Raw genomic sequence first — 26,044 nt, 5'->3', positions numbered from 1 at the left:
GATGAGGGAAAATTACTCATTTTTATGTATATGTGAAAAAACGAGCAAGGTGGGGGTGGAAATGTGGGATATCGATGTTATAGAATGATATACCATTTAGAAAACGGAAAAACGATTAAAGATGTAAAAGAATTTTGTTACCGAGACCAAGGAAAAGTGCTAGAAAGAGTAGCCCATCGTGTAATGGATAATAGAGAAGTGACGGCAATTGATAAGCAAGGAACGATCATTTCAATAGCGTGTGAGGACATTGTAAAGGTGGAACTTGATTACATAACAGAAAGTTAACCTTGAGTCATATCGAATTATTCGATAAAATATACTGTTGAATGGTGAAGTGAGAAGAGAGGAGTTTATCATGGGTAGTACAAGACACTTTTATATGTTTATCTTAGCGTTTGTTCTTGTTGTGGCATTAACGATTTATTTAATTGTTGATAGTACTTGGTACAACACAGTTCATCCGGCGTTCCTTCTATTTATGTATGTAGGAATTGCGGTAGTGAGTTTCGGAATGAGAGATGAGATGTTAGATCGCTTTGAAAAGTGATACATATACGAAAGGCCAACAGGAAAATGTTGGTCTTTTTTTCTTGCCAAAAATAGGATATTGTGTATATACTGTATATATAAGGTATATACAGTATATACACACACTGGAGGAAAACATGAATATTATTATTTCGAATTCTTCCCAAGACCCTATTTATGTGCAAATAAGAAAACAATTAAGCCAGCTTATTTTAAATGGTGGTTTAAAGGGTGGAGATCAATTACCGTCTATTCGTAGCTTAGCGAAGGAATTACAAATTAGTGTAATTACAACGAAGCGTGCGTACGAGGAGCTTGAAAAAGAAGGATATATAGAAACTGTTGCTGGGAAGGGGACTTATGTTTCACGTAAAAATAATGAACTACTAAAAGAACAAAGGCTTCGTCTATTGGAAAGTGAAGTGGAAGAGATTGTGAATGAAAGTAAGGCGTTGCAGCTTTCACTTGAAGATTTACAGCAGATGATTGCGTGTTTATATGAGGGGGAATAAGGGATGTTAAAGCTAAAAAACGTTTGTAAAAGCTATCAAGATTTTGCAGTGAAAAATATAAGTTTTACATTACCACGCGGATATATTATGGGATTTGTCGGACCGAATGGGGCCGGGAAAAGTACGACGATCAAAATGATTATGAATTTAATTAGAAAAGAGAGTGGCGATATAAAAATTTTTGGAAAGGACAATAAGAAAGCAGAGAAGGAAATAAAACAAAATATCGGCTTTGTATATGATGAAAATCATTATTACGAAGATTTAACGTGTGAACAAATGAAGCGTATTATTGCACCGTTATATAAAAAGTGGGACGAAGAGCAGTATGAATCGTATATGCATAGATTGCAAGTTCCGAAGTATAAAAAAATTAAAGAACTATCAAAAGGGATGAAAATGAAGTTTGCGATTGCCATCGCGCTCTCGCACCACGCAGAGTTTATCATCATGGATGAACCAACAGCAGGATTAGATCCAGTTGTTCGAAGTGAATTGCTTGATATGCTGCAAGAAATTGTAATGGAAGATGAAGTATCGGTATTATTCTCTACGCACATTACAACAGATTTAGAGCGCATCGCAGATTATATTACGTTCATCAACGATGGAGAAATTATATTTACTGGTGAAAAAGAAGACTTAATGGAGAACTACATAATCGTAAAAGGAAGTAATGATTTAGTAGACCGAGAAGGAAAAGAACTATTTGTTGGATTACGAAAAAATAAATTTGGTTTTGAAGGTTTAGCGAAGGATAAACAAGCAATTATAGATTGGTTTGGAAATGAGGTTGTACTAGAAAAGCCTACCTTAGATGATATTATCGTTTACACCGCGAAAGGAAGAGGTGCCTATGCGTCAGCTCGTATATAAAGATTTGTTCTTTTTTCGGGGGATATGGTTCGTATACCTTATTATACCATTTATATTCTTTTTATTTGAATCCGGTGATGGAATACTACTTTCTATGAGCTGTTTATTTATAACTCTTTCCTCAGTTATTATATTAATCTTAATAGATGAACGGAATACAAGTAACATTATGATTAATAGTTTACCGCTAAGTAGAAAGGATATCATAATTGCTAGATATATTTCCTGTGCAATATTTATTGTAGGTGGCATGTTCTCTACTATGTTGGTTGTTTTTCTTATAAGAGGTATCGCTGTTATTGGTGATATCGGTGCATATTATCCTAAACTTTATATTGATATTTCATGGTATGAAGTAATAAAGGGAGCTGTTTACGCCATATTTTTTGTTGTAATATTCTTTCCTAGTTATTATGTTACAAGGTCAAAGATAGCACGAAGTATAGTGTCAGGAGCATCAATGGTAGTTGGTGGAATTGCTTGGATATTCATAGGAGATGGATTGGATGAAACAACACCTTCATTCATTGAGTGGATTATGAATCCGGTGCATATTGGTGTATTTATAATTGGAGGAATTATATTAGCTAGTGTCTATATCGTTTCTATGCTTCTTACAATTAAAATTTATGAAACGCGTGATTTATAGAGAGGAGAATTCATATGCAACAGTTGATTTTGAAGGAGTTTTTTTTACAGAAGAAGATGTTTCCTTTTTATTTTTTAATCCCTATTTTATCTATTTTTAAGAATTCCGTCGAACCAATGGGGATTGCAATAGGATTATTTATAACATGTAGTACGATTATATATATTTCTTTTTATTATGACGAGAAAAGTAAAGCAGAAAAAGTATTAGTGAGTTTGCCTATAACAAGACAAGAGATAGTTATAGCTAAATATATTTCAAGCACATTATTTATTATGGCTGGTTTGAGTGTAACTTTTATAGTCGTAATATTAGGAAATATTTTATTGGGCAGAGATATAGTCATGCCTGGATATGCAGTGTTTTCAGCGATAGTAGCAACTTTGATTTATTGTGTAGTAACGATACCGACTAATTACATTGGAGGATATAAAGCAATTACTGTCTTGAATTTGATTATGCTTTTTCCTTTAATGGGTATGATTGGTCTTATGTGCAATATTTTTGGTGATAAAACAATTATGTTAAAGGTACTTCACTCTCAAGAGGCTACACTAGCAATGGGTGTTCTTGGTATCGGAGTGTTAGTAAGTATAGTCATATCAATGTTTCTCTCAATGAAAATGTTTCAGGAGGAAGAGTTATAGAAGGGACATTTTCATATTAGGAGGGTAAAACATGATCAAGCAATTAGTCTTAAAAGATATAGTGTTGCAAAGAAAGTTAGGATTTGTTTATCTTATATGTTTGTTTTTCCTTGCTATTGTTGATTTTCGTAGTGATAGTTTCCTTATGACGATTAGTGTATCTATACCTTTTCTTGGTATGGTACTGTCAATGAGTTATGAGGGGAAAAATAAAAGTGAGATGATAGTAAATAGTTTGCCGTTTGAGCGTAAAGAAATTGTCATAGCAAAATACATATTTGTAAGTATTTTAGTTGTTTTAGGTGGGATTTTCTCACTTGTAGTTGGTTTAATTCAGTTACAAAATGAACATATAACTGGATTTATGCTATGGGGAGAGATTCTTGGCGGAATAACGGGTGGGTTTGTTTGTAGCATAATTGTACTTCCGATTGAATTCTCAGTAGGCTATAGCAGTGCAAAACAAATTGCTCCGTTTGCCGGACTTGCGTTGGGGTATTTAAGTGGATTGATTGTAAGTAACGTATGGTTAGATGTAGAGAATGCTTGGAGCACGAGTCTAGTCGTAAATGTTTGTTTTATAGCTGGACTTCTTATTTTGTATGTTATGACCATGTTACTCTCAATTAACTTATACAATGAGCGTGATTTATAAGGAGGGAGCGATTGTGAAGCAACTTATAATAAAAGACTTTATCGTGCAATGGAAATTTTTAATTTGGTACATACTGTATCCTGTTTTCTTTTATGTGGCCTTAACAGATACGGAAAATCTGTTCATAATTATGTCGGTAATTATTACAATTGGGGCAACAGTAAAAACATTTGAAGCAGATAGTAAAAATGAGAGTGAAGTCATAGTAAATAGTTTACCAATATTGAAAAAACATATTGTGTATGCGAAATATATAGTAGCAATTATTATTCTTTTTATAAGCGTAACAGTCGGTTGTTTCACGATGGGAATGAAGAATGGGGTTAACCTATTTGAGTTTATTGAAACGACAATGGTTGCTAGTATTAGCTTTATTTTAGTGTATTTAAGCTTTGTTTTACCAATATCCTTTTGGCTAGGGTATAAGAAAACTATTTTCATTACGATAGTAATATTCATGGCACCGATAGTTGTTTTAGAAGCTTTGTTTCAAATCAACTTAGAACAAATTCAACTATACAACAGCTTGTTATTCATTAGTTCAATATGCATGTTCATAGTATCTGTCTTTGTTTCAGTGAAATTGTATGAGAAGAAAGAATTTTAAAAGGTACCCTATAAAAGGCACCTTCTTCAATAACGACAATAGGAAAGTAAGAGTTTATAAACAGAGAGGCTATTTGGTACAACATCTTTTGGAGTATGTAATATAAAGCTGAAAATGATAACGAGTATGAGAAAGAGGAAAAATAAAAATAGGATCTGCTTATGTATAGAATTTTGCACATTATCCACTCCTTTTTTAGGTAGTATGTCCAAAAGGAAGGAGTGTATGAAACAAATTAGGAGGGAGAAGGATGAGCAAAAGAAAATGGTTATATAGAATAGGGGTACTTTTCGTTTCAATCGGTCTCATATTAGCAAATTTTTATTCCGATATACCATCACCATTTCCAAACTTGCATAAATGGATTGGTATAAGTATTGTCATAGTTGGTCTTCTTTGTCTTATCACATCAAACTTCTACAGAAAGTCTGAATGAATAGAAAAAAGGACAGTTACTCTTTTTCAGAAGAACTGTCCTTTTTAAATAACTTATTCCATAGCTTGGCGATACTCCATATAATGACGATTGCTATGGAGGCAATAATGGACCAAACAATTGATATCATTTCAAGTGTCATGTTAGGAAGGAATGTGAGAATGGATACTACTTTATGAAACAACCATTCTATTATGTGAAAACTTATTTGTAATAGAATGACGATACAAAGTGTGATCCATGCTAACAGTTGCTTCCCTTTTTCTTTCCACATGACATTCACCTCACGTTAGCTTAATAGTTTTAAGCCAACAGCGCCGCATAGAATGCAGCTTAAGAAAGCAAGACGACGCCAATCCGCTGATTCGCGGAAAATAAGGATGCCTAGAAGTGCACTTCCGGCAGTTCCGATTCCAGTCCAAATCGCGTAAGCAGTTCCCATCGGTAACGTGTTCATCGCAAGGGATAAGAAGAAGAAGCTTACGCCGAAGTTAGCGATTAAAATAACTTTTGGTGCCCAGCCTTTCTTTTCAGTGGCTACTTTCATAAAGAGTACACCAATAATTTCACAAATACCAGCTAGAATTAAAAATACCCAAGCCATTTTATGCGGCCTCCTTCGCTTCTGTTTCTTCTGTTACTCGTTTTAAACCAATTACGCCGAAGAAGATTAAGCCGATTAATAAAACTTTTACAATAGAGAAAGGTTCTCCGAAGATGAAAATTTCTGTAAGAACGATTCCACCAGCTCCAATTCCTGTAAAGACGGCGTATACAGTGCCGACAGGTAAATCTTTATAAGCTCTAAATAATAAAACGAAACTAATTGTAATTAATAGCGCAACACCAGCCCATTCAAGTGGAGCCTCCGCGTGTTTTAATCCAATTACCCAAAAGATTTCAATAATACCAGCTAAGATTACATAAATCCATGCCATATGTCATTTCTCCTTCCTACCAGTCGTTAGGTAAAGGGCTTAAAAACGACGCATTGCAAAGGAGCAATCCGTCAGTTTGAAAGTCCACGCCAAAATACTTTCCAAGAAGCGTCTAAACGTGTTTCAAAGCGATTTAAACCTGCGTATAGTAGTTCAACCATAAGACCGTCCAGTAAGCATAGAAAAGCCTCTAAGGCGTCTTTTACTTCAATGTTATGCAACTCATCTTGTTCGCTTGCTCTTTTAAATACAGGGAATAAAAGTTTTCCGACGTTTTCAATGTGTACATTTGCTTTATTAATAATTTGTTCGCGAAATGCATCAGGCGGAAAATAAGAAGTTCGTAACCAAAACATTGATTCTTCACTTTCACCAAATCGTTTTGCATAGCCCTTTAGTAATTGTAAGAGCAATTCTTCAGTAGACGAATTTGAAAACTTTTCGATATCGCCTGTGAAGCTCTGTAAATCTTTTTGAAGAGCGGATTCTAAGCATATAAAATATAGCTCTTCTTTTCCTTTAAAGTGTGCGTAAATTGATGGTTTTTTAATCCCGACTTCTTGAGCAATATTTGCTAATGAAGTTCCTTCGTAGCCGTAGCGTGCGAAATGAGAAAGTGCTACAGCTTTAATGCGGTTTGCTGTCATTTTCATCCCCTACCTACCGTTCGTTAGGTTTATTATATGCGAGTAAAAATATAAAGTCAATAGGTGAAGAGCTGAAAAAGAGCGCTATAGGTAACGCTCCTTTTAGACAGTATCTCGCTCAATTAAATGGAATGAAAGCTCTTTTGCGTTCCCGATAATTTGCTCACTTTGGATTTGTTTATGGAATAAAGAAAACCCATGTGAGCCCATTGCGAGACCGGGATGCTCAATTGTTGAAATTTCTAACGCCTTTGAAATTTCATGATTATCAAATCCAAGGATAGCAAGGTCTTCGGGTACTCGAAGACCTTGTTTTCGAGCCTCTGTTAATAAACCAGCTGCAACTTGATCGTTCGCTGTAAAAATAGCGGTTGGACGATTTTTCATGTTTAAAATACGATGGAGTATTTGTGCACCGTCTTGCATTGTATAGCATTGATGAAAAATCCATTCGGGATGTAACGTTTTGCCTTCGTTACGAAGTGTATCAGCAAACGCTTTTTCACGTTCCATGGAATTTACACTTGTTTTTCTTGCTAAACAAATCCCGATTTTTTCATGGCCTTTATTGAGTAAGTAAGCGGTGCCGAGACGGAAGCCTTCATAATGATCTACGTAGATAGATGAAATGAGGGGGTGTTTCATTTTTTCGCATGAAATAATAGGAGCAAATTTTGCGAAAGGTTCAATTTGTTCCCATGAACTCGTTCGAGAGCAAATAATCATCCCGTCGAATTGTTTCATTTTCATCATTTCAAGAACACGAATTTCTTCGATACTATCGTAATTCGTTTGACATAAATTAATGTGATATCCAGCTGCTAACGCTTCGTTGCCGATTCCTTCAATAATGGTACTGAAGTATGGAAGGTTAATGAAAGGGAGCATAACACCGATCGTATATGTTTTTCCCTTTATTAAATGAATAGCATTTATATTTTTGGCATAGTTCAATTCTTCAACAGCATCTAGAACACGCTTACGTTTTTCTTCTTTTACGTAAGGGTGATTATTCAGGACGCGAGAAACAGTTGATATGGATACACCAGCAGTTTTTGCAATTTGTTTTATATTGGCCATATGTATCACCTCTCTCCTTATTATAAAGGGAAAATAATAAGAATGAAAAAATCTTGACCTGAAAAGCTTTTCACAAACTATGTTATAAATATGACTTCTGTTATTCGCGTAACCTTTTTATTTGGGCGTGAGAATGATAGGGGTCTTTTTTGCGTCTATAAAAGAAGTTTTGTCAAAATGTGTGAGAATAACGTGGAAAGTTTTCAAAGGGGGAGTTTGTTAATGAGGCGAATATGAATAGCATATAAACACTTGATTCATAAAGATAGCGGTATGAAAGGGCGGAAACAAATTGAAAAAAGGAATCATTTGTTTCGTGTTTTCTAGTCTAGTGCTAAGTTCATGTTCGTTTCAGCAAACGATGCAAGAAGAAAAACAATTTGTGGGAACAACAGGGGGAGCTATGGATCGTGTTACGGATCCAATTCCGCTGAAGGAGCTTTCGAAATATTTTCCAGTGAAATTTAAAGTTCCGGCGTTTTTACCGTATGACATTACGAGTGATGTGAAGGGAGAAGTCAGAACGATTGGAAAAAAGAACGCTGTCTTAATGATTAAATATAAACAGCAGGAGTCAGGTAGAAATGAGTATATTGAGTTAAATGTTGCGAACTTTCCTTATAGTTTTCCGGATCTTGTGGAAGAGAAACGATTTCAAGAACAAATGAAATTGAATAATGGAGCATTCGCTTATTTTAAAAATAAGGATGACTCCGAGCGAGGAGATGGATTTGCTGCGCTTATATGGAAAGAGGAAGGACTTGAATATCAGCTCCTGTATCGTAATGCACACGAGAATGATAAAGATGTGATTAAGAAAAATTTATTATACATTGCAAATAATATGGAATGAAAAAACTAGCTGAATCATTCAGCTAGTTTTTGTATGTTATTATTTCTTTTTAATTTTTCCAGTCCACGTTTTGAATCCACCTTGTAATTGGTAGAAATCTTTGTAGCCTTGTTTCTTTAAGTATTGAGCTGCACGACCTGTACGGAATCCACTTTGGCAGTATAAGTAAACAGGTTGATCTTGACGAAGTTCTTTATGGCGAAGGCGAATTTGTGATAACGGAATGTTACGTGCGCCTAAAATATGCCCGGCATTATATTCGTCTGCTTCGCGAATATCGATAAGCTGAGCTTTACGGTAGCCAGCACGAAATTCTTCTTCTGTAAGAGTTTTAATTAATTTTTTCTGATAGAAATACATCCATACAGTGTAGCCGATGAACGCTACGATTACGGCTAATAAAATAATCCAAGTTGTTGACACGATTCTATCGCTCCCTTTTTTCTTATCCTACTTTCAATATTATAATGCCCATATGTATTTATGCAACAGATTCATTTGTATATAAGAAGAAATTTCGTATTCTTTCACAAATTTTGTCGAATTTGGTAGACTAGAGAATGTGAAAAATAATTGGTTATATGAGGTGCAGGATGGGAAAAGAAAAATGGTGTTATATTAACTCTGGTCAATGTTCACCGGCATTTAATATGGCGTTAGATGAATGTTTATTAAATTGGCAAAGTGAAAAGAAAATGCCACCAACCATTCGTTTTTACGAATGGGAAGTACCAACATTAACAGTCGGGTATTTCCAGCGTGTTGAAAAAGATATTAATATGGATGTAGTTAACGAAAAGAAATATGGATTCGTTCGTCGTCAAACAGGCGGTAGGGGTGTACTACATGATAAAGAATTAACGTACAGTGTTATTGTGTCTGAAGATCATCCGAATATGCCAAAAACAGTTACAGAAGCGTATCGTGTTATTTCGCAAGGTTTATTAGATGGTTTTAAAGCATTAGGATTAGAGGCGTATTATGCAGTTCCAAAAACAGAAGCGGATCGTGAAAATTTAAAAAATCCACGCTCAGGCGTATGTTTTGATGCGCCGTCTTGGTATGAAATTGTAGTAGAAGGAAGAAAAATCGCAGGTAGTGCGCAAACACGTCAAAAAGGTGTTATTTTACAGCACGGGTCGATTCCGTTAGAAATAGATTTAGATGAGTTATATGATCTGTTTTTATTCCCGAATGAACGTGTAAAAGAACGTATGAAGAGTATGTTCTCTTCTAAAGCGGTAGCAATTAATGAATTAACAGACCGTACGTTTACAATCGAGCAGTTAATTAAAGCGTTTGAGGTTGGGTTTGAAAAAGGATTAGATGTAGAGCTTGTTCCGTATGAATTAACAGAAGAACAATTACATGAAGTGCAAACATTAGCAAAAGAGAAGTATGAAAGTAAAGAATGGAATTATAAAAAATAAGAGGTGGCAATTGCCGCCTCTTATTTTTTTATAGTAAATTAAGTACTTTTTCTACTTTGATTCCTTTATCTTGTAAAGAACGAAGGCGATTGACAACGTCCATAATTTCTTTGTCAAATGTAACGCTAATACCTTGGCTTTGTAGTTCTGCTTTTAAGCTTTCAATAGAATCATCTATGTCGATGCCAAGCTCGTAATCTTGACAAACTTCAATTGTCTTTTTCACGAGTTTCACATAATTTTCTTGTAGTTTTGAATTTGTTTCAGTCAAAGCAGGTTGCTTCGGTTTTGCAGGCGCGACCGGTGCTGTCTCTTGCTTTGTAACTGGAGTTGGTACTGCTTTTTTCACAGGTGCTGGAGTAGATAGTTCTACAGCTGCTTCTACACTTACTGGCTTCGGCGTTGGTACCGGAGTAGGTTTAGGTGCGGCAGGTGTTTCTACTCGCGTAACAGGCTTTGGAGCAGGTGCAACTGCTTTTGGAGCTTCTACAACTACTTCTTTTTTTGGAGTAGATTCTACAACTGTTTCTTCTTGCTCAGCAGCCTCTTTATTTTCTTTACTCCACATAACGCGTTCTATCTCTAGAGAAACATTATTTTTGTTCATCGCTGTTAATGTAACTTTACCAACTTCAGCGTTTCCAGTGAAATCAACAATTTTATAAATAACACTCTTGTTCCAATCCACGTTTCCGCTCAAAAATAATTCTTCGTTACATTTCGGCGTTAAGCCCTCGATTTTAATTTCTGCGTTTACACCGTTTTCACTATATACCATAATTAGCGAAGCATTTACATCTTCGTCTGCTAACATTAGTTCACGTACCATTTTGCCGGTGCGTACTTGCGTTTTCTTCTTAACTGACATCTAATTTCTCCTCTCAAAAATTCAGTAATAATAAAAAAATCGTATAACGAAAAATAATTGCTCACGAAGATTTATGATACCGATAATAAAAGCATCACGTCAACAATTAACTTTAATTATTTTGCATTTTTCTTATTTTCTTTATGAAATTTTTCAATTTGTAAAATTAGACAGAAGAAAAACAGCCTTTTGAAGGGCTGTTAAAAATTAGATTTTTTATATAGGAATTTATATAAAGCATAAAATAGGATAGCGATTAAAGCGTTTTGCCAAAAGGTTAGATGATAAATGAGATAAGGTTGTTTTTTAAAATAAATATTTAAGAATATAGCGGAACAAAATGGGGTAGCAAATGCGAATCCAAATAGAATTCTTCTTTTCCAATTCATTTTCTGATCAAAGGAGTACCGCTTTAATAAATATAAAATGAATAGTATACCTAGTATAATTATTGAAACAGACAAAGTAGTTCCAAGGATACTAAAAGGTGGACTTATTATTTCGGTGTTCTTTTCAAAAAAGAAAATGAAAAGAGAAGCAATGGTGTCTATTCCAAACTGTATAGCGAGAAGTAAGCTAATAACAAAGCCGATTAAAGAAGTTTTTTCTAACATTGTTTGAACCGGCAAAGACGATATGAGTTCATCACAATAAGATTGTAAGTCATCACCAAAAATGTCATAAGCATTTTTATTTTCTGCTTGTGCTTCAATGAGATGGTCTAATATTTCTAGTAATAGTTCTTCTACTTGTTGCTCTGGCACGTTAGATAAACGAAGATAAACTAGCATATCGCTATAAGCAACTTCATTTTCAGGTGTTAGAAGTTCGCGTTGTTTGTTGTTCAATTTAATCATGTCTTGTGCATTCATCCTCATCACTCCCCTTGTAATAAATTGTTCACCGTTGTTGAAACCATTCCCCAGCTTTGTTTAAACTCTTCAAGCTGCCCTAATCCTTTATCGGTTACGTGATAATATTTACGTTTTGGACCAAGTGAGGAGGCTTTTAATGTTCCTTCAATCAATTTTTCTTTTTGCATACGTAACAATAACGGATATATGCTTCCTTCGCTTACGAATGTAAATCCGTGTTTATTTAATTTTGCACTCAGTTCATATCCGTACACTTCTTCTTGTGAAATGATGTATAGGATGCAACCTTCGAGTACACCTTTTAACATTTGGCTGTGCATGATTTCACCACCTTTTACTCAGGTAACTTGCTGTGCAAGGTAGCTGTTATCCAAATTATAACATTCAGTAACTTGCAAAGCAAGTTACTGAGGTGGAAAACTTTAATGCGTTTTAATTTTTCTACGTTCCCCATACTAACGAGAGGAGGGAAGTATATGAAACCGTTTATGCCAAAACTCGTTTACTTTGAACCGAAGGCACTCGAATATCCACTTGGAAAAGAGCTGTATGAGAAGTTTACGAAGATGGGATTAGAAATTCGTGAAACGACATCCCATAATCAAATTAGAAATTTGCCAGGTGAAAATGATTTGCAAAAGTATCGCAATGCAAAGGCAACGCTTGTCGTTGGGGTAAGAAAGACATTAAAGTTTGATACGTCAAAGCCGTCAGCTGAATATGCGATTCCGCTCGCAACAGGATGTATGGGACATTGTCATTATTGTTATTTGCAAACGACACTTGGGAGTAAGCCTTACGTTCGCGTGTACGTTAATCTTGATGAAATATTTGAGAAGGCACAGCAATATATGGATGAAAGAGCACCTGACATAACAAGATTTGAAGCTGCTTGTACATCAGATATCGTTGGGATTGATCATTTAACACATGCATTAAAGCGGGCAATCGAATTTATTGGAGAAAGTGAGCATGGGCGTTTACGTTTCGTTACGAAATATTCGCACGTTGATCATTTGTTAGATGCAAAACATAACGGGAAAACTCGTTTCAGGTTTAGTATTAATTCACGGTATGTGATTAAAAATTTTGAACCGGGGACGTCACCCTTTGAAGAGCGTATTGAAGCAGCACGTAAAGTAGCAGGCGCTGGTTATCCACTTGGCTTTATAGTTGCGCCACTTTATATGCATGAAGGATGGGAAGAAGGATACCGTGAATTATTTGAACGACTGTACAATGCACTAAAAGATTTGTCGATACCGAATTTAACGTTTGAATTAATTCAACATCGATTTACAAAACCGGCAAAAAAGGTCATTCAAGAGCGTTATCCCAAAACGAAACTTGAAATGGATGAAGAGAAGCGTAAATATAAATGGGGACGATACGGAATCGGGAAATACGTATATAAAAAAGATGATGCAGAAGTATTGGAAGAAACAATAAGAGGTTATATACATGAGTTTTTTCCTGATGCAGAAATACAATACTTTACTTAAGAAGGGTCTGTATACAAATACAGATTCTTCTTTGTTTTATATATTTAGGCTTGTTTTCAACTTGTCACGTTATTCTTTCTGGTGTATCATTTTATTGATTGCTTCGTACGGAATGAGCAAAATGAAATTGGATGGAGGAAACCGATGCCTACCCCTAGTATGGAAGATTATATTGAACAAATTTATTTGTTGATTGATGAAAAGGGTTATGCCCGTGTATCTGATATTGCTGAAGCGCTTAGTGTACATCCATCCTCTGTAACGAAAATGGTACAAAAATTAGACAAAGACGAATATCTAATTTATGAAAAATATAGAGGGCTTGTATTAACATCAAAAGGTAAAAAAATCGGAGAACGTCTCGTATATCGTCATGAATTGTTAGAGCAGTTTATGCGCATTATTGGTGTGGATGAAAGTAAAATTTATAATGATGTAGAAGGAATTGAACATCATTTAAGTTGGGAATCAATTGACCGTATCGGTGATTTAGTGCAATACTTTGAACAAGATGAAGTTAGAGTGGAAACACTTCGCGGTGTTCAAAAAGCAAATGAAGAGAAAAGTAATTAAGGGGAACGTATGGCGTTTCCTTTTTTATTTCAATCGAAAAGGATGGGAGAATCATGAAAGCAATTATTTTTGATTTTGATGGATTAATTGTGGACACAGAAACAATATGGTTTCACTCTTTCAGAGAGGCTGTTCGTGAGTACGGCGGAGAGTTACCTTTAGAGGAATTTGCAAAATGTATTGGAACGACAGATGATGTACTATATGCATATTTAAATGAGCAATTAAAAGAGAAGTTTAACAAGCATGTATTAAAAGAAAAAGTGAAAACTTTACATAAAGAGAAAATGAAAATAACAGAAGCTCGTGACGGTGTAAAAGAATATTTAGAGGAAGCGAAAGAGATGGGATTGAAAATTGCATTAGCTTCTAGTTCATCTAGAGAATGGGTTATTCCTTTTTTGGAAGAGCTACAAATTCGAGATTATTTTGAAGTCATTAAAACGAGAGAAGATGTTGAAAAGGTAAAACCAGATCCAGCACTTTATCAAATTGCGATAGAAGAGTTAGGGATTGATCCGTCTGAAGCTGTTGTATTTGAGGATTCATTAAACGGATTGAAAGCAGCGATTGCGGCAGGGTTAACGTGCGTTGTTGTACCGAATGATGTAACACGGAATTTACCCTTTGAAAATCATCACCTTCGAATTGAAAGTATGAAAGATAAAAGTTTGAAAGAAGTGCTTCAAAGTATAAAAAAAGACCGTATTTCCTAAAAGGAAGCACGGTCTTTCTTTTTGTTTTTTTTACCTTCAATGACAGTTAAATGAGATTGTTTTCTTTTACGCTTCAAAGTGGAAGGAGTGCCTTTTTTCCCTTTGTCATTAGAAGCGTTTGATTTAAAGAAAGAATTGCTTAGGGGTGCTACATTTTGTTTCCCGTGTTTGCGGTTCGATTGTTTCGCAGCACGCTTATATGAGCTTTGCGAATTTGCAGAACCACTAGAGTTTGTAAACATTTTGTAGAGTAAATAAAAGATACCAACGACAGCCAACATGATACCAATATTTCTTAACACTCCCATTGGATCTGTAATAACTGATGAAACAAGGCCGAATATTGCTAATCCGATAATAAGCACAAATATAGCGAATGTAAACGAACGACCGTTCATAAGGGACACCTCCTAAAAACATATATTAAAATTAGTATATTAACGATGAGGAAAGGAGTTGAACACCATTTTTAAATAATTATTGTTTGTTTTCTAAACGTAATAATTCTTCAAACGATGCAATGGCTACTTCCACTTGATCATCTGTTGGTTCTTTCGTTGTTAATAGTTGCAGCCATAATCCGGGATATCCAAGTATGCGTAATACTGGAATGTCGCGTAATCGATTCGTAAATTGTAACACTTCAAAAGAAATGCCGAGAACAACTGGAATTAATAAAATTCGGTTTACGACTCTGGCCCAAAGTGGATCTGTAGGGACAAGGAAATAAACAAACATTCCAATAATGACTGTAAATATAATAAAGCTACTACCGCAGCGATAATGAAGGCGAGTTTGTTTTTGCACATTTTCTACAGTCATTGGAAGATTATTCTCATAGGCATTGATTACTTTATGCTCCGCACCATGGTACTGAAATACCCGCTTAATAAGTGGGGTTAAAGAAATAAAGTATATATAGCTCAATAATAGCATGAGCTTAATGACACTTTCGACAATGATTTGCCCTGTATGAGAGGGGAAAATCGGTCTCGTTAATTCAGCTAGTAGTGCAGGAACTGCTGTGAAAATGACTTTACCAAATATGAAAGATAAAACACCAACTGCTGCAACTCCTAATACCATCGTTAATTTCGATTGTTCTTCTTTGTTATTTGCGATTTGTTCGTCTTCTTCTGGGTGGACATCAAATCGTTCTGAAGCAAAGTTTAAATGTTTTGCTCCGTTCGCGCTTGCATCCACAATAGCGGCAATCCCTCGTAAAAATGGAATTTTTTTCAGGATAGATAATGCTTTATTACGAACGCGTGGTAATTGATAAAATTCAATTGATTTATCTTTACGACGAACCGCTGTAACAGTATATTCTCTACCGCCAAACATAACTCCTTCTATGACTGCTTGCCCGCCATATATTTGTTTTGACTCTTCTGCCATGTTAACACCAACCTGTATTTGTTTCTCTCTTATGTAGAAAAAGAGGCAATTGTCATACTGGGTTCTGTCATTTTGAAATAAGACAATCACCGAGTTTCCTTTATTTTATCGACAAATACAAGTATATGACAAGGAAAAATGTTACGAGAGTCGGACATTTCTTATTCTTTTTATAGACAAATTTCGCAGTATTTAAACATGGTTCAAAATAGTTTCGGGCATACTATTGAGCGGAGGTGTCGATGTGAGTCAAGAACAATTAGGAACAAGGAATTTTGTACAAATTGGTTTATTTGGTGGACTGTTTTGGGGAGGAATATGGTATTTCCTTCATATATTTTCATTTACAGAAGCGGGACCGAATTATTTACTATTACCATTTGCCTTTGGAAGCTGGAAAGAAGGGATATGGGGCAATGTGTTAGGAATTGTTTGTATGGCACTACTTTCTATTTTAATTGCCTTTTTGTATAAAGCGTTTTTGGCAAAGTTTGAAGGAATTCTTCCAGGGATGATTTATGGTCTGTTTTGGTGGGCGTTACTATTTTTCGGAGTAGGGTTAATAGCGCCTGCTATTAAAAGTGCACTCCATTTACCGAAAGAAACAATTGTCACGACAATATGCATCTTTATATTGTATGGAGTGTTTATAGCATACTCTGTTTCCTACGCAGTAAATGTAAATAAAGCTGAGCGAGAAGGAGAAGAGAAGACAAACTATTCAAATAAGTAACTCCTATGTTAAAATGTTGTATAGACATTTAATATTAAGGAGTTTTAAGCATATGAAAAAGGTACTCCTCGTAAACGGTCCTAACCTAAATCGCCTCGGTGTCAGGGAGGTAAATGTATATGGAAAGGGCACGCTAGCGACACTTGAAGCAGATATGAAGCAAGAAGCAGAAACAATGGGAGTGGAGTTAGAATGTTTCCAATCGAATCATGAAGGTGCGATTATCGATCGTATTCATGAGGCGGAAGATATATATGAAGGGATCATTTTAAATCCTGGAGCATTTACGCATTATAGCTATGCGATTCGAGATGCAATTGCGAGCATTTCGATTCCTGTTATTGAAGTACATATTTCTAACATTCACCAGCGTGAGTCGTTCCGTCACGAATCTGTGACGGCAGCTGTTTGTGCGGGACAAATTGTTGGATTTGGTTTTTATGGTTATAAGTTAGCGTTATTTGCATTAATGGAGAAATTGAGGGAGGCATAAAGTAATGGAGAAAATCGAAAGATTAAGAAGTGCATTTGATGAGACTGGTATTGACGGTATTTTGTTAACAAATGAACATAGTCGTAGATATATGGCTAACTTTACAGGAACAGCCGGTGTTGTACTGATTTCGAAAAATCGTGCTCAGTTTATTACAGATTTCCGTTACGTAGAGCAGGCTAGTAAACAAGCTGTTGGGTACGAGATTGTACAGCATGCAGGATTAATCATTGATGAAGTTGCAAAGCAAGTGAAGGAACTAGGAATTCAAAAGCTTGGCTTTGAGCAAGATACTCTTACATATAGTTCTTATTCAGCGCATAAAGAAGCGATCGATGCTGAATTTATCCCAACTTCTGGGCTTGTAGAAAAGTTACGCTTGATAAAGACTGATTCAGAGATTAAGATATTAAAGGAAGCTGCACAGATTGCAGATGCTGCCTTTGAACATATTCTATCATTCATTCGCCCGGGAGTATCTGAAATTGAAGTGTCAAATGAACTTGAATTTTTCATGAGAAAACAAGGAGCAACATCTTCTTCGTTTGATATTATCGTTGCTTCAGGTCTTCGTTCGGCATTACCGCACGGCGTGGCATCTGAAAAAGTGATAGAAACAGGAGATTTCGTTACATTAGACTTCGGCGCTTATTACAAAGGGTATTGCTCTGATATTACTCGTACGATCGCAGTTGGTGAACCATCTGATAAATTGAAAGAAATTTATAATATCGTTTTAGAAGCACAATTACGTGGTGTGAACGGTATTAAAGCTGGTTTAACAGGCCGTGAAGCGGATGCGTTAACGCGCGATTACATAACGGAAAAAGGATACGGTGAATACTTCGGACACTCTACTGGTCATGGAATTGGTCTTGAAATCCATGAAGCACCAGGTTTAGCGTTCCGTTCTGATACAGTACTTGAACCAGGTATGGCTGTAACAGTAGAACCAGGTATTTATATTCCAGGTATTGGCGGCGTACGTATTGAAGATGATATCATTGTAACAAGTGAAGGTAATGAAGTAATTACGAAATCACCAAAAGAACTTATTATTTTGTAATACACAGGAGGATTTTTTTACATGATTTCAGTAAACGATTTTCGTACAGGTTTAACAATTTCAGTGGATAATAGCCTTTGGCAAGTACTTGATTTCCAACACGTAAAGCCAGGTAAAGGTGCTGCATTCGTTCGTTCTAAACTACGTAACCTTCGCACAGGTTCTGTTCAAGAGAAAACATTCCGTGCAGGTGAGAAAGTAGAAAAAGCACACATCGAAAACCGTCGTATGCAATACTTATACGCAAGCGGTGAGGCTCACGTATTTATGGATAACGGAACTTATGAGCAAATCGAACTTGGTGAAAAACAAATCGAGCGCGAGCTTAAATTCCTAAAAGAAAACATGGAAGTATCTATTATGACTTACCAAGGCGAAGTACTTGGTGTTGAACTTCCAAACACAGTTGAATTACAAGTTACAGAAACAGAGCCAGGTATTAAAGGCGATACAGCTTCTAACGTAACAAAACCAGCTACATTAGAAACTGGTCTTGTTGTACAAGTACCAATCTTCATTAACGAAGGCGAAATGCTTATCATCAACACTGGTGAAGGTAAATACGTTTCTCGTGCATAGTAAAAAAGCACTCGTGATTATCACGAGTGCTTTTTTATAGGAAATAGGGAAGATAATAAATAGTGGTTATTATAAAACTGAAAGCTGTAAGACTAGCTGCACCTGTTGTGTAAGGACTCCATGTCATTTGAAAAGGTTTTACCGTACCTGTTTTATATATAGTGTGATCAATGTTGGCGTTTTGGTTTATATTTAAAGCAATGAGCCAAATTGCACTGAATATCGCTAAACTACTAAGGAAAAAGGCCTCCATAAATGACCAGCCGACCAATTTTGAAAAAAGGTAAATAAGTGCTAATTCTACTACAACGGTTAAACTAATCTTTAATACCTTCATATTTTCCCCCTCATTTTGTACATATAGCTAATTTTAAAAAATGGCGCGATACGATTTAATTTTGTCTCTCATGTAGTATCGTCTATACCCCTTTTAAATTAAATATAACATAATATACCGTGAAAAATAAGAATATTCAGATTTAATGAAGGCGTTAGATAAAAATTATGTTTTTACTTCTGAAATAGACAACCTCTGCATATGGTTGTACAAATATATTCTTTTTTGGAGTGCAGCACTAGTAACCGTTAGGGGAGAAGGTGGGAGAATGAAACAGTGGCTAGCGGCAATGGAAACATCCGTGCTTGTAATGGGGTTACTTCGGTTGTTTTCAGGTAGCGCGGAAATATTCGCCGCTTTGCTTATGCTTTATGTGAATGATGCGAAGAAAGCATTGTTTATAAATGGTATGTTGGCGTTTGTTGGACCGACCGTATTAATTTTAACAATGACAATAGGCATAGCGAGTGTGGCAAGCGAGATTTCTTTCTTGAAACTCTTTTTTCTAGCGCTTGGAATTGGCTGCATTTTTATCGCGTTGTTGAAATAAGGAAGCCAGGTATAGTGGGGAGAAGCTGATGAAAGAAGTATTAGAAGTTTTACCGAAAACGATGAAGCAGTTAGTGGAAAGTTGTAAGTGGTGCGATGCTCTAGAGGAAATTCGTGTTCGAATTGGAAGACCGCTAGAGTGTATTGCTCATGGTGAAGTATTTTTTTATGACTATATCGTTACAGCAGAGGATGCTATTTACTTATTGAATAAATTAAGTCAATTCTCAATTTATACGATGGAAGAGGAATTAAAGCGTGGGTATGTGACACTCCGAGGAGGTCACAGAATCGGCTTAGCAGGAAAAGTTATTACAGAAAAAAGCGCAGTAAAAATGATCCGAGATGTCTCTTCCTTTAATATTCGTATTGCTCGTCAAAAAATAGGAATTGCTGAACCGCTTTTGCCCTATTTGTATGAATCACGATGGTTAAACACGATGGTAATTGGACCGCCGCAAACGGGGAAAACAACACTTTTAAGAGATGTAGCACGTTGCATGAGTCAAGGTGTAAGTGCTTCGAAAATACCTTCGTGTAAAGTAGGGATCGTTGATGAACGGTCAGAAATTGCTGGCTGCGTGAAAGGTATCCCGCAATATGATTTTGGCACACGAGTAGATGTGTTAGACGCATGTCCAAAAGCTGAAGGAATGATGATGATGATTCGTTCTATGAGCCCAGATATATTAATTGTGGATGAAATTGGTCGCAAAGAAGATAGTGAAGCAATTATGGAGGCAGTGCATGCAGGTGTTCAGCTTTTTATAAGTGCACACGGATTTTCCTATGAGGATGTTGTGAGACGTCCATCGCTAAAGGCAGTGCTAGAGCTTGGTATATTTGATAGGTTTGTGGAGTTGTCAAAAGCGAGGGGTCCAGGAACGGTTATGCAGGTGAAAGATAAATATGGAAAATCGGTATTACCTCATAGAAAGGCTGAGGGCGTATGGTGAAAATATTCGGTGCAGTGTTAATCGTTGCGGTCAGCACCTTTTTCGGGTTTTCATACGCTAAAAGATACAGTGAGAGACCAAGGCAACTTAGATTATTAAAAGCGGCACTTCAATCATTAGAGGCAGAAATTATGTATGGGCATACACCTTTATCTGAAGCTGCTGAGCGATTAGTGAAACAAATGCCGAAGCCGTTAAATTGGATATTTCAAAGTTTCGCTAGAAGGCTAGAAAGTGGAGACCAAACAGTAAGAGAAGCTTGGATAGATAGTTTGAAAGAAAATTGGAAGCTAACAGCATTTCAACAAACTGAGTACGAGATTTTGCAGCAATTTGGTGAAACGCTCGGGCAACATGATCGTGAATCACAACAAAAACATATTCGCTTATGTATTACACATTTAGAGAGAGAAGAAGAAGAAGCGAAAGCATTACAACTGCAATATGAAAAAATGATTAAGAGCTTAGGGGTACTAGCGGGGCTACTTATCGTAATTTTACTGCTATAGGAGGGAGAAAGGCGATGTCCATTGATGTTGGATTAATATTTCAAATCGCCGGAATCGGCATTGTTTTAGCTTTTATTCATACCGTACTAAAAGAATTAAAGCGTGAGGATATTGCAAATTGGGTTATCCTCGTCGGTTTTGTCGTTATTTTATTTCATGTCGCATTTTTAATTAATACGTTATTCGACAAGATTAAAAGTGTCTTTCTCTTCCAGTAAAGGAGGCGGTTCGAATCGAAATTATACAAATTGTCGGATTAGGCCTCGTTGCTACGTTTTTAGCAGCTGTATTGAATCAACATAAATCTAGCATTACGTCATTATTTATTGTGTTCGTAGGTAGCGTGATGTTCCTTCTTTTGATCGATCAAATTCACGCTATTTTACAAATGATTGAAAGAGTAGCGAGTGAAGCGAAAGTTAGCAACGTATATGTAGAAACGTTGCTAAAAATTATTGGGATTGCTTATATCGCTGAGTTTGGAGCGCAAATTACAAAGGATGCAGGGCAGGGGGCAATCGCTTCAAAAATTGAATTGGCTGGAAAAATTTTAATTCTCGTTATGGCGATCCCTATATTGACAGTTGTAATTGAAACTATTCTCGGATTTTTACCGACGGGATAAGGGGGAGTGAATGTTGAGGGGGTTTGGAGCTAAGCTGCTATTTGCTTGCTTCCTTTTCTTTTCTTTACCAGTTGTTGTACAAGCTTCTCCTGTAGAAACAAACGTCGTCGATCAACAATTGGATAAGCTCGGAATTGAAGATGTGAAGCAATTTTGGGACGGGCTTGTTACAAAATATGGGGGTTACTTACCAGAGAGTCAAAAAGGTAGCTTTATGGAGTTTGTAAAGGGAGAAAAAGAGATTTCTATAAAAGAGTGGATGCTTGGTTTATTAAAGTATTTATTTCATGAGCTTGTTGCAAATGGGAAGCTACTTGGAACGCTCATTATGCTCACAATTTTTAGTGCATTGTTGCAATCACTGCAATCGGCATTTTCAAAGAGTAGCGTAAGTAAAATTGCTGATGCGGTTGTATATATGGTACTTATTATTTTCGCTTTAAATAGTTTTTATGTCGTTATGACATATGCAAGAGAAACGATACAAACAATGGTAGATTTCATATTAGCGCTATTGCCAATCTTGCTTGCACTCATAGCAACTGGGGGCGGTGTTGTATCCGTATCGTTTTTTCATCCGATTATCATCTTCTTAATGAATACGAGCGGACTTTTGATGAATTATATCGTTCTACCACTTTTACTACTTGCAACGATATTAAGTATTGTAAGTACGATGAGTGATCAATATAAAGTTACGAAATTGTCCAAGCTTCTGCAAAACGTTAGCGTTGGGATTATCGGTATTTTTTTAACGATTTTTTTAGGGGTATTATCTGTACAAGGAACAGCGACAGCTGTTGCTGATGGAATCGCTGTGAAAACTGCTAAATTTGTAACAGGGAACTTTATTCCCGTAGTAGGAAGAATGTTTACAGAGGCGGCAGACACAGTTATTAGTGCGTCGGGATTATTAAAAAACACAGTCGGAATTATCGGGCTCGTCATTTTATGTTTAATTGTCGCTTTTCCAGCGATTCAAATTTTTTGTATCGCGTTTATTTATAAGTTCGCAGCAGCAGTATTACAACCAGTTGGCGGCGGAGCAATTATTCAATGTTTAGATATCATTGGACGGAGCATCATTTATGTATTTGCTTGCTTAGCTATCGTATCGTTTATGTTCTTTTTAAGTATCACAATCATTATTGCTGCAGGGAACATTACACTTATGATGCGGTAGGAGGTGAAGGGTATGCAATTTGTTACAGAGTGGATTAGAAATATTATCGTATTTTTACTCTTAGCGACAATGCTTCATCTTATTCTTCCAAATTCTAATTTGCAAAAGTACGTTAAATTCGTTGTAAGTCTATTATTAGTTGTATTAATTTTAACTCCTCTTTTTAAACTATTGCAAACAGATGTAAATGAAGTAATCGGGAATTTTAATGAAGAGAAGTATGTAGCAGAAGGATCTGTAAAAAATTCAATAGATTCGAAGAAAAAAGAAATACAAGCTCTAACACGTGCATATAGTTTAGAAGAGATGGCTACCAAAATGAAAAAAGAAGTAGGAAAAGAGTTCGAGAAAAAATATGGTATGACAGTCTCTGAAATACAAATAGTCGCAGTAGAAAGTACAGCGGAAGTAAAATCAGCGAAAGATATTCAATCTGTTGTTGTGACGTTGAAAGAAAAAGAACTTAGTAAAAATGATGCAATCGAAACAGTAAAGCCGGTTGAAATTAATACGAAAGAACCTCCGAAAAAAGTAGAAGAAACGAATGTAGAAATGAAAGATTTCTTTTCAGGCAGGTGGCAACTAGAGAATAAACAAATCCAAGTTCAAATGGAAGGGAGGACAGGTAGAGTAAATGGACAATAAAGATAAAAATTCGAGGTTCTCATTTTTTCGAAACTTATTGAATGGGGATGAAAAAGAAAGCAATGAGAAGGGAAAAAAGGTAACACCTAAGTTTTTACTTGTCCTACTCATACTTGGAATTTTGCTTATGTTTTCTAGTAGTCTCTTTTCAAGTAAAAAAGAAGAAGTACCTGTATTTAAAGAACAAAAAACTCAAAATCAAGAAAAAGACGTACCAACTTTTGGACAAAAAAATAACGATAGTATGTCAAATGTAGAAAAGTATGAAAAAGCGTATGAACAAGAATTAAAAGCAGCCTTAGAAGAAATGTCAGGAGTAAAAGATGTAACGATTAAAGTGAATTTAGATTCATCAGAAGAAAAAATATTAGAAAAAAATACAGTGAAACGTTCAGAAACAACAGGTGAAACAGATAAAACAGGTGGTCAGAGGAAAGTAGAAGACGAGTCTCTTGATGAAAAGACTGTCATCATACGTGAAGGTGATAAAGAAACTCCCGTTGTCTTACGAACAGAGAAACCGAAAGTACGAGGTGTTCTTGTCGTAGCAAAAGGAGTGGATAATATACAAGTTAAAGCGATGGTAAAAGAAGCTGTAATACGACTACTAGATGTACCAGCCCATCGCGTTTCAGTTTCACCGAAAAATTGATAGGGAGGAAATAAAGTGTTAAAAAAACAAACGGTTTGGTTATTAACGATGTTAAGTTTAGTTGTTGTACTATCAGTGTATTACGTAACAACTCCTGACAAAATGAATACAGCATCGCCGGCAACAGGCGAAAAGATTGGACAAGAAAAACAAGGTACTGATAAAGCAGTAACAAATGAAGCACCTAAAGAAACGCCAAAAAAAGAAACTACAAGCAAGGAAACATCAAATAAAGAAACAAATAAAGAAACAGACAAAAAAGAGAGCGCTACAAAAGAAACAAGTAAGAAAGATGCTAATGTAACAGTTCAATCAAGTGATGAAAATTTCACAGCATTACGTATGCAAATGGAAGATCAGCGAAGTGAACAAAAAGCAAAATTACAAGAAGTGATGAATTCAACAAAATCTTCAGCAACAGAAAAGAGTAAAGCAAAAGATAATTTTGATGCAATCACTACAATGGAAACGAAACAAGAATTACTTGAGACAGTAATTAAGTCTCAAGGAGGATATAAAGATGCCCTTGTAAGAGCTGACGGAACTGACATTAGAGTAACTGTAAAAGCAGCAAAACATTCACAAAAAGAAGCGAATAAAATTATACAACTTGTAAGAAGTGAAGGCGGATCAAAAGATGTAGGTGTGAAATTTGATCCACCAGCAAAATAAAAGCTAATAATCCGCGGGGAAATCCTCCGCGGATTATTAGCTTTTACGAATCGGATTGTTTGAAAATAGTTAGATAAAAATAATAATAGAAAAAAGCTATCATTTTCGATAGCTTTTTTCTGTTTCGTCTTTGTAGTTGTTTTTACTATGCTCAACTCGGAACGGAGAAATACGTTGTGAGTAAAAGATTAGCGGTTCATGGTAGCGATGATTACTTTTCCCAGATTTGACGTGGATGAAGAGAACGAATGCCCAGACCATTACGGCAGGTAAGAAGAGAATGAGCCATATCATATGTCCACACCTCGATACGATATATTTTCTACACTTTGAACATACTATTCTTATATGAAGGAATGATGAACGACGTGTAAACAAAAAAATAATATTTGGTAAAAATATGTTATTGACTACAGATGAGGTGAATAATGAGGCGGTAATTATATGTTTACTCTGTAGCATTTTGAAAAAGTAAGGAATGTTTTTTAGTAAGTGGTCTTGCCAATTTTGTGTGAAACTTGGTATTATTACTAGGTAATAAATTTTTATTGGAATAATATTTTTACAGGAGTTTCGATTTATTATAAAGAAATATAAATTGGAATGTTTAAAAAATTTATCGTAAGATGGAAATAGTAACTATTTCTATTAGTAAATGAAATGCATTTTCTAATAGAGTACATCGTATTTTTACAGTCAATCTAGTTTAAATGACGAGAATCTGTAAAAACGGGACAAACAAGAGTATGGGAGTGGATTTTACATGTTTAAAATTCAAGAAGTTCGTGAATTAATTAAATTAATTGATAGCTCTAATATTGATGAATTTGAATACAAAAAAGATGGTACGACAATCAAAATGAAAAAGCGTGGTAATGAAGTTGTTGCGGTGCAAGCACCTGCAGCAAAACAAGCCGTTCAACCAGTGGCACCTGTTGAAGTTGAAACAGCAGTAGCGGCAGCGCAAGTGGAAGTGCCAAAACAAGAAGAGAAAAAAGCTGTTCAAAATGAAAACCTACATAAAATTACATCACCGATGGTAGGTACATTCTATTCTTCTTCTTCGCCGGATACACCTCCATATGTAAGTGTAGGGGATAGAGTATCGAAAGATTCTATCGTATGCATTGTTGAGGCTATGAAATTATTTAACGAAATCGATGCTGATGTAGATGGCGAAATTGTTGAGATTCTTGTTAATAACGGACAGCTTGTTGAGTATGGACAACCGCTATTTCTTGTGAAAGCGTAA

Annotated in this window: 41 protein-coding genes; 28 read left to right on the top strand and 13 right to left on the bottom strand. The window is 35.8% G+C overall.

Annotation, left to right across the window (positions count from 1 at the left end; translation table 11 throughout):
• Positions 1-84: 84 nt before the first annotated feature.
• The 9 genes from ATN06_RS21545 (at position 85) to ATN06_RS21500 (ending at position 4,913) form a co-directional block, all read left to right on the top strand.
• Positions 85-288: a DUF3929 family protein gene (locus ATN06_RS21545; RefSeq protein ID WP_000639160.1), complete on the top strand. Its 204-nt coding sequence runs from the start codon at positions 85-87 to the stop codon at positions 286-288.
• A gap of 70 nt (positions 289-358) precedes the next feature.
• Positions 359-550: a hypothetical protein gene (locus tag ATN06_RS21540; RefSeq protein WP_000535935.1), complete on the top strand. Its 192-nt coding sequence runs from the start codon at positions 359-361 to the stop codon at positions 548-550.
• Between the two features lie 118 nt (positions 551-668).
• Entirely contained in the window at positions 669-1,043 is a 375-nt protein-coding gene (locus ATN06_RS21535) for a GntR family transcriptional regulator (RefSeq protein WP_060632255.1), read from the top strand.
• 3 nt (positions 1,044-1,046) lie between these two features.
• A complete protein-coding gene (locus ATN06_RS21530; RefSeq protein WP_060632254.1) occupies positions 1,047-1,919 on the top strand; it encodes an ABC transporter ATP-binding protein in 873 nt (290 codons plus the stop codon).
• Positions 1,900-2,568 (top strand): ABC-2 transporter permease, encoded by a 669-nt coding sequence (locus ATN06_RS21525; protein ID WP_060632253.1) that lies wholly within the window; start codon positions 1,900-1,902, stop codon positions 2,566-2,568. Before ATN06_RS21530 ends, ATN06_RS21525 begins: the two co-directional genes overlap by 20 nt.
• Before the next feature lie 14 nt (positions 2,569-2,582).
• Positions 2,583-3,215, top strand: a complete 633-nt coding sequence (locus tag ATN06_RS21520) for an ABC-2 transporter permease (protein ID WP_060632252.1) — start codon at positions 2,583-2,585, stop codon at positions 3,213-3,215.
• Positions 3,216-3,246: 31 nt separating this feature from the next.
• Positions 3,247-3,870, top strand: a complete 624-nt coding sequence (locus ATN06_RS21515; protein ID WP_060632251.1) for an ABC-2 transporter permease — start codon at positions 3,247-3,249, stop codon at positions 3,868-3,870.
• A gap of 10 nt (positions 3,871-3,880) precedes the next feature.
• Positions 3,881-4,477 (top strand): ABC-2 transporter permease, encoded by a 597-nt coding sequence (locus ATN06_RS21510; RefSeq protein WP_060633182.1) that lies wholly within the window; start codon positions 3,881-3,883, stop codon positions 4,475-4,477.
• Between the two features lie 250 nt (positions 4,478-4,727).
• Positions 4,728-4,913, top strand: coding sequence for a hypothetical protein (locus tag ATN06_RS21500; RefSeq protein ID WP_060632250.1), 186 nt, complete (start codon positions 4,728-4,730; stop codon positions 4,911-4,913).
• A gap of 16 nt (positions 4,914-4,929) precedes the next feature.
• On the opposite strand, the gene ATN06_RS21495 is transcribed toward ATN06_RS21500, so the two are convergent.
• The 5 genes from ATN06_RS21495 to ATN06_RS21475 all read right to left on the bottom strand — a co-directional run bounded on the left by ATN06_RS21495 (position 4,930) and on the right by ATN06_RS21475 (position 7,578).
• Positions 4,930-5,187 carry a DUF3975 family protein gene (locus tag ATN06_RS21495; protein ID WP_060632249.1) on the bottom strand — a complete coding sequence of 86 codons (258 nt, stop codon included), beginning with the start codon at positions 5,185-5,187 and terminating at the stop codon, positions 4,930-4,932.
• Between the two features lie 15 nt (positions 5,188-5,202).
• On the bottom strand, positions 5,203-5,517 hold the full coding sequence (locus ATN06_RS21490) for a DMT family transporter (RefSeq protein WP_000312623.1): 315 nt from the start codon (positions 5,515-5,517) through the stop codon (positions 5,203-5,205).
• A 1-nt stretch (position 5,518) separates the two neighbouring features.
• Complete coding sequence (locus ATN06_RS21485; RefSeq protein WP_060632248.1) at positions 5,519-5,851, bottom strand: DMT family transporter; 333 nt, start codon at positions 5,849-5,851, stop codon at positions 5,519-5,521.
• A gap of 71 nt (positions 5,852-5,922) precedes the next feature.
• A complete protein-coding gene (locus ATN06_RS21480) occupies positions 5,923-6,504 on the bottom strand; it encodes a TetR/AcrR family transcriptional regulator (protein WP_003267456.1) in 582 nt (193 codons plus the stop codon).
• A gap of 96 nt (positions 6,505-6,600) precedes the next feature.
• Positions 6,601-7,578, bottom strand: a complete 978-nt coding sequence (locus tag ATN06_RS21475; protein WP_060632247.1) for a LacI family DNA-binding transcriptional regulator — start codon at positions 7,576-7,578, stop codon at positions 6,601-6,603.
• A 316-nt stretch (positions 7,579-7,894) separates the two neighbouring features.
• Between ATN06_RS21475 and ATN06_RS21470 the strand changes: the two genes are divergently transcribed.
• The gene (locus ATN06_RS21470) at positions 7,895-8,431 is read left to right on the top strand and encodes a hypothetical protein (protein ID WP_060633181.1); all 537 of its coding nucleotides are present in this window, start codon (positions 7,895-7,897) and stop codon (positions 8,429-8,431) included.
• 39 nt (positions 8,432-8,470) lie between these two features.
• On the opposite strand, the gene ATN06_RS21465 is transcribed toward ATN06_RS21470, so the two are convergent.
• Positions 8,471-8,854, bottom strand: coding sequence for a rhodanese-like domain-containing protein (locus ATN06_RS21465; RefSeq protein WP_060632246.1), 384 nt, complete (start codon positions 8,852-8,854; stop codon positions 8,471-8,473).
• Between the two features lie 170 nt (positions 8,855-9,024).
• Between ATN06_RS21465 and ATN06_RS21460 the strand changes: the two genes are divergently transcribed.
• Positions 9,025-9,861, top strand: coding sequence for a lipoate--protein ligase family protein (locus tag ATN06_RS21460; protein ID WP_000514079.1), 837 nt, complete (start codon positions 9,025-9,027; stop codon positions 9,859-9,861).
• A 28-nt stretch (positions 9,862-9,889) separates the two neighbouring features.
• Here the strand turns inward: ATN06_RS21460 and ATN06_RS21455 are convergent, their stop codons facing one another.
• The 3 genes from ATN06_RS21455 to ATN06_RS21445 form a co-directional block, all read right to left on the bottom strand.
• A complete protein-coding gene (locus tag ATN06_RS21455) occupies positions 9,890-10,729 on the bottom strand; it encodes a hypothetical protein (RefSeq protein ID WP_060632245.1) in 840 nt (279 codons plus the stop codon).
• Positions 10,730-10,929: 200 nt separating this feature from the next.
• Complete coding sequence (locus ATN06_RS21450) at positions 10,930-11,601, bottom strand: DUF1129 domain-containing protein (protein ID WP_060632244.1); 672 nt, start codon at positions 11,599-11,601, stop codon at positions 10,930-10,932.
• Between the two features lie 5 nt (positions 11,602-11,606).
• Positions 11,607-11,924, bottom strand: coding sequence for a PadR family transcriptional regulator (locus ATN06_RS21445; RefSeq protein WP_060632243.1), 318 nt, complete (start codon positions 11,922-11,924; stop codon positions 11,607-11,609).
• Positions 11,925-12,080: 156 nt separating this feature from the next.
• Between ATN06_RS21445 and splB the strand changes: the two genes are divergently transcribed.
• The 3 genes from splB to ATN06_RS21430 all read left to right on the top strand — a co-directional run bounded on the left by splB (position 12,081) and on the right by ATN06_RS21430 (position 14,395).
• Positions 12,081-13,106: a spore photoproduct lyase gene (gene splB / locus ATN06_RS21440; RefSeq protein WP_060632242.1), complete on the top strand. Its 1,026-nt coding sequence runs from the start codon at positions 12,081-12,083 to the stop codon at positions 13,104-13,106.
• Positions 13,107-13,250: 144 nt separating this feature from the next.
• On the top strand, positions 13,251-13,679 hold the full coding sequence (gene mntR, locus ATN06_RS21435) for a transcriptional regulator MntR (RefSeq protein ID WP_001143080.1): 429 nt from the start codon (positions 13,251-13,253) through the stop codon (positions 13,677-13,679).
• Positions 13,680-13,732: 53 nt separating this feature from the next.
• Entirely contained in the window at positions 13,733-14,395 is a 663-nt protein-coding gene (locus ATN06_RS21430; protein WP_060632241.1) for an HAD family hydrolase, read from the top strand.
• On the opposite strand, the gene ATN06_RS21425 is transcribed toward ATN06_RS21430, so the two are convergent.
• Both ATN06_RS21425 and ATN06_RS21420 read right to left on the bottom strand, forming a co-directional pair.
• Entirely contained in the window at positions 14,392-14,793 is a 402-nt protein-coding gene (locus tag ATN06_RS21425) for an SA1362 family protein (protein WP_001978909.1), read from the bottom strand. The two genes, ATN06_RS21430 and ATN06_RS21425, sit on opposite strands and share 4 nt — an antisense overlap.
• 79 nt (positions 14,794-14,872) lie before the next feature.
• Positions 14,873-15,793 carry a DUF1385 domain-containing protein gene (locus ATN06_RS21420; RefSeq protein WP_060632240.1) on the bottom strand — a complete coding sequence of 307 codons (921 nt, stop codon included), beginning with the start codon at positions 15,791-15,793 and terminating at the stop codon, positions 14,873-14,875.
• Between the two features lie 244 nt (positions 15,794-16,037).
• Between ATN06_RS21420 and ATN06_RS21415 the strand changes: the two genes are divergently transcribed.
• The 4 genes from ATN06_RS21415 to efp are packed head-to-tail and all read left to right on the top strand — an operon-like array spanning position 16,038 to position 18,664.
• Complete coding sequence (locus tag ATN06_RS21415) at positions 16,038-16,526, top strand: YqhR family membrane protein (RefSeq protein ID WP_060632239.1); 489 nt, start codon at positions 16,038-16,040, stop codon at positions 16,524-16,526.
• Between the two features lie 52 nt (positions 16,527-16,578).
• Entirely contained in the window at positions 16,579-17,019 is a 441-nt protein-coding gene (aroQ, locus tag ATN06_RS21410) for a type II 3-dehydroquinate dehydratase (RefSeq protein WP_000757087.1), read from the top strand.
• 4 nt (positions 17,020-17,023) lie between these two features.
• Positions 17,024-18,085: a Xaa-Pro dipeptidase gene (gene pepQ / locus ATN06_RS21405; protein WP_060632238.1), complete on the top strand. Its 1,062-nt coding sequence runs from the start codon at positions 17,024-17,026 to the stop codon at positions 18,083-18,085.
• Positions 18,086-18,106: 21 nt separating this feature from the next.
• Positions 18,107-18,664, top strand: coding sequence for an elongation factor P (gene efp / locus ATN06_RS21400; protein ID WP_000626522.1), 558 nt, complete (start codon positions 18,107-18,109; stop codon positions 18,662-18,664).
• 34 nt (positions 18,665-18,698) lie between these two features.
• Here the strand turns inward: efp and ATN06_RS21395 are convergent, their stop codons facing one another.
• Positions 18,699-19,001, bottom strand: coding sequence for a hypothetical protein (locus ATN06_RS21395; protein WP_060632237.1), 303 nt, complete (start codon positions 18,999-19,001; stop codon positions 18,699-18,701).
• Between the two features lie 268 nt (positions 19,002-19,269).
• Here ATN06_RS21395 and ATN06_RS21390 point away from each other — a divergent pair, with 268 nt between their 5' ends.
• The 9 genes from ATN06_RS21390 to ATN06_RS21350 are packed head-to-tail and all read left to right on the top strand — an operon-like array spanning position 19,270 to position 24,792.
• Positions 19,270-19,551: a YqhV family protein gene (locus ATN06_RS21390; protein WP_000816054.1), complete on the top strand. Its 282-nt coding sequence runs from the start codon at positions 19,270-19,272 to the stop codon at positions 19,549-19,551.
• Positions 19,552-19,579: 28 nt separating this feature from the next.
• Positions 19,580-20,506, top strand: a complete 927-nt coding sequence (gene spoIIIAA / locus ATN06_RS21385; protein ID WP_060632236.1) for a stage III sporulation protein AA — start codon at positions 19,580-19,582, stop codon at positions 20,504-20,506.
• Positions 20,500-21,015 carry a stage III sporulation protein SpoIIIAB gene (gene spoIIIAB, locus ATN06_RS21380; RefSeq protein WP_000238694.1) on the top strand — a complete coding sequence of 172 codons (516 nt, stop codon included), beginning with the start codon at positions 20,500-20,502 and terminating at the stop codon, positions 21,013-21,015. The genes spoIIIAA and spoIIIAB overlap by 7 nt, the downstream gene beginning before the upstream one ends.
• 14 nt (positions 21,016-21,029) lie before the next feature.
• Complete coding sequence (spoIIIAC, locus tag ATN06_RS21375; protein ID WP_000020914.1) at positions 21,030-21,233, top strand: stage III sporulation protein AC; 204 nt, start codon at positions 21,030-21,032, stop codon at positions 21,231-21,233.
• Positions 21,234-21,256: 23 nt separating this feature from the next.
• Positions 21,257-21,640 (top strand): stage III sporulation protein AD, encoded by a 384-nt coding sequence (spoIIIAD, locus tag ATN06_RS21370; protein WP_077317075.1) that lies wholly within the window; start codon positions 21,257-21,259, stop codon positions 21,638-21,640.
• A gap of 10 nt (positions 21,641-21,650) precedes the next feature.
• The gene (gene spoIIIAE, locus ATN06_RS21365; RefSeq protein WP_000943695.1) at positions 21,651-22,823 is read left to right on the top strand and encodes a stage III sporulation protein AE; all 1,173 of its coding nucleotides are present in this window, start codon (positions 21,651-21,653) and stop codon (positions 22,821-22,823) included.
• A 12-nt stretch (positions 22,824-22,835) separates the two neighbouring features.
• Positions 22,836-23,468 (top strand): stage III sporulation protein AF, encoded by a 633-nt coding sequence (gene spoIIIAF, locus ATN06_RS21360; RefSeq protein ID WP_060632235.1) that lies wholly within the window; start codon positions 22,836-22,838, stop codon positions 23,466-23,468.
• Positions 23,458-24,120, top strand: coding sequence for a stage III sporulation protein AG (gene spoIIIAG, locus ATN06_RS21355; RefSeq protein ID WP_060632234.1), 663 nt, complete (start codon positions 23,458-23,460; stop codon positions 24,118-24,120). The genes spoIIIAF and spoIIIAG overlap by 11 nt, the downstream gene beginning before the upstream one ends.
• Before the next feature lie 15 nt (positions 24,121-24,135).
• Entirely contained in the window at positions 24,136-24,792 is a 657-nt protein-coding gene (locus tag ATN06_RS21350; RefSeq protein ID WP_060632233.1) for a SpoIIIAH-like family protein, read from the top strand.
• Between the two features lie 99 nt (positions 24,793-24,891).
• Here the strand turns inward: ATN06_RS21350 and ATN06_RS21345 are convergent, their stop codons facing one another.
• The gene (locus tag ATN06_RS21345) at positions 24,892-25,086 is read right to left on the bottom strand and encodes a hypothetical protein (RefSeq protein WP_033678013.1); all 195 of its coding nucleotides are present in this window, start codon (positions 25,084-25,086) and stop codon (positions 24,892-24,894) included.
• A gap of 469 nt (positions 25,087-25,555) precedes the next feature.
• Here ATN06_RS21345 and accB point away from each other — a divergent pair, with 469 nt between their 5' ends.
• Positions 25,556-26,044, top strand: a complete 489-nt coding sequence (accB, locus tag ATN06_RS21340) for an acetyl-CoA carboxylase biotin carboxyl carrier protein (RefSeq protein ID WP_060632232.1) — start codon at positions 25,556-25,558, stop codon at positions 26,042-26,044.

It is taken from the genome of Bacillus thuringiensis (assembly GCF_001455345.1).
In the GTDB taxonomy this organism is placed as follows: Bacteria; Bacillota; Bacilli; order Bacillales; family Bacillaceae_G; genus Bacillus_A; species Bacillus_A thuringiensis_N.
The sequence above is the reverse complement of the archived record's forward strand: the minus strand, read 5'-3'. Positions and strand labels throughout refer to the sequence as shown.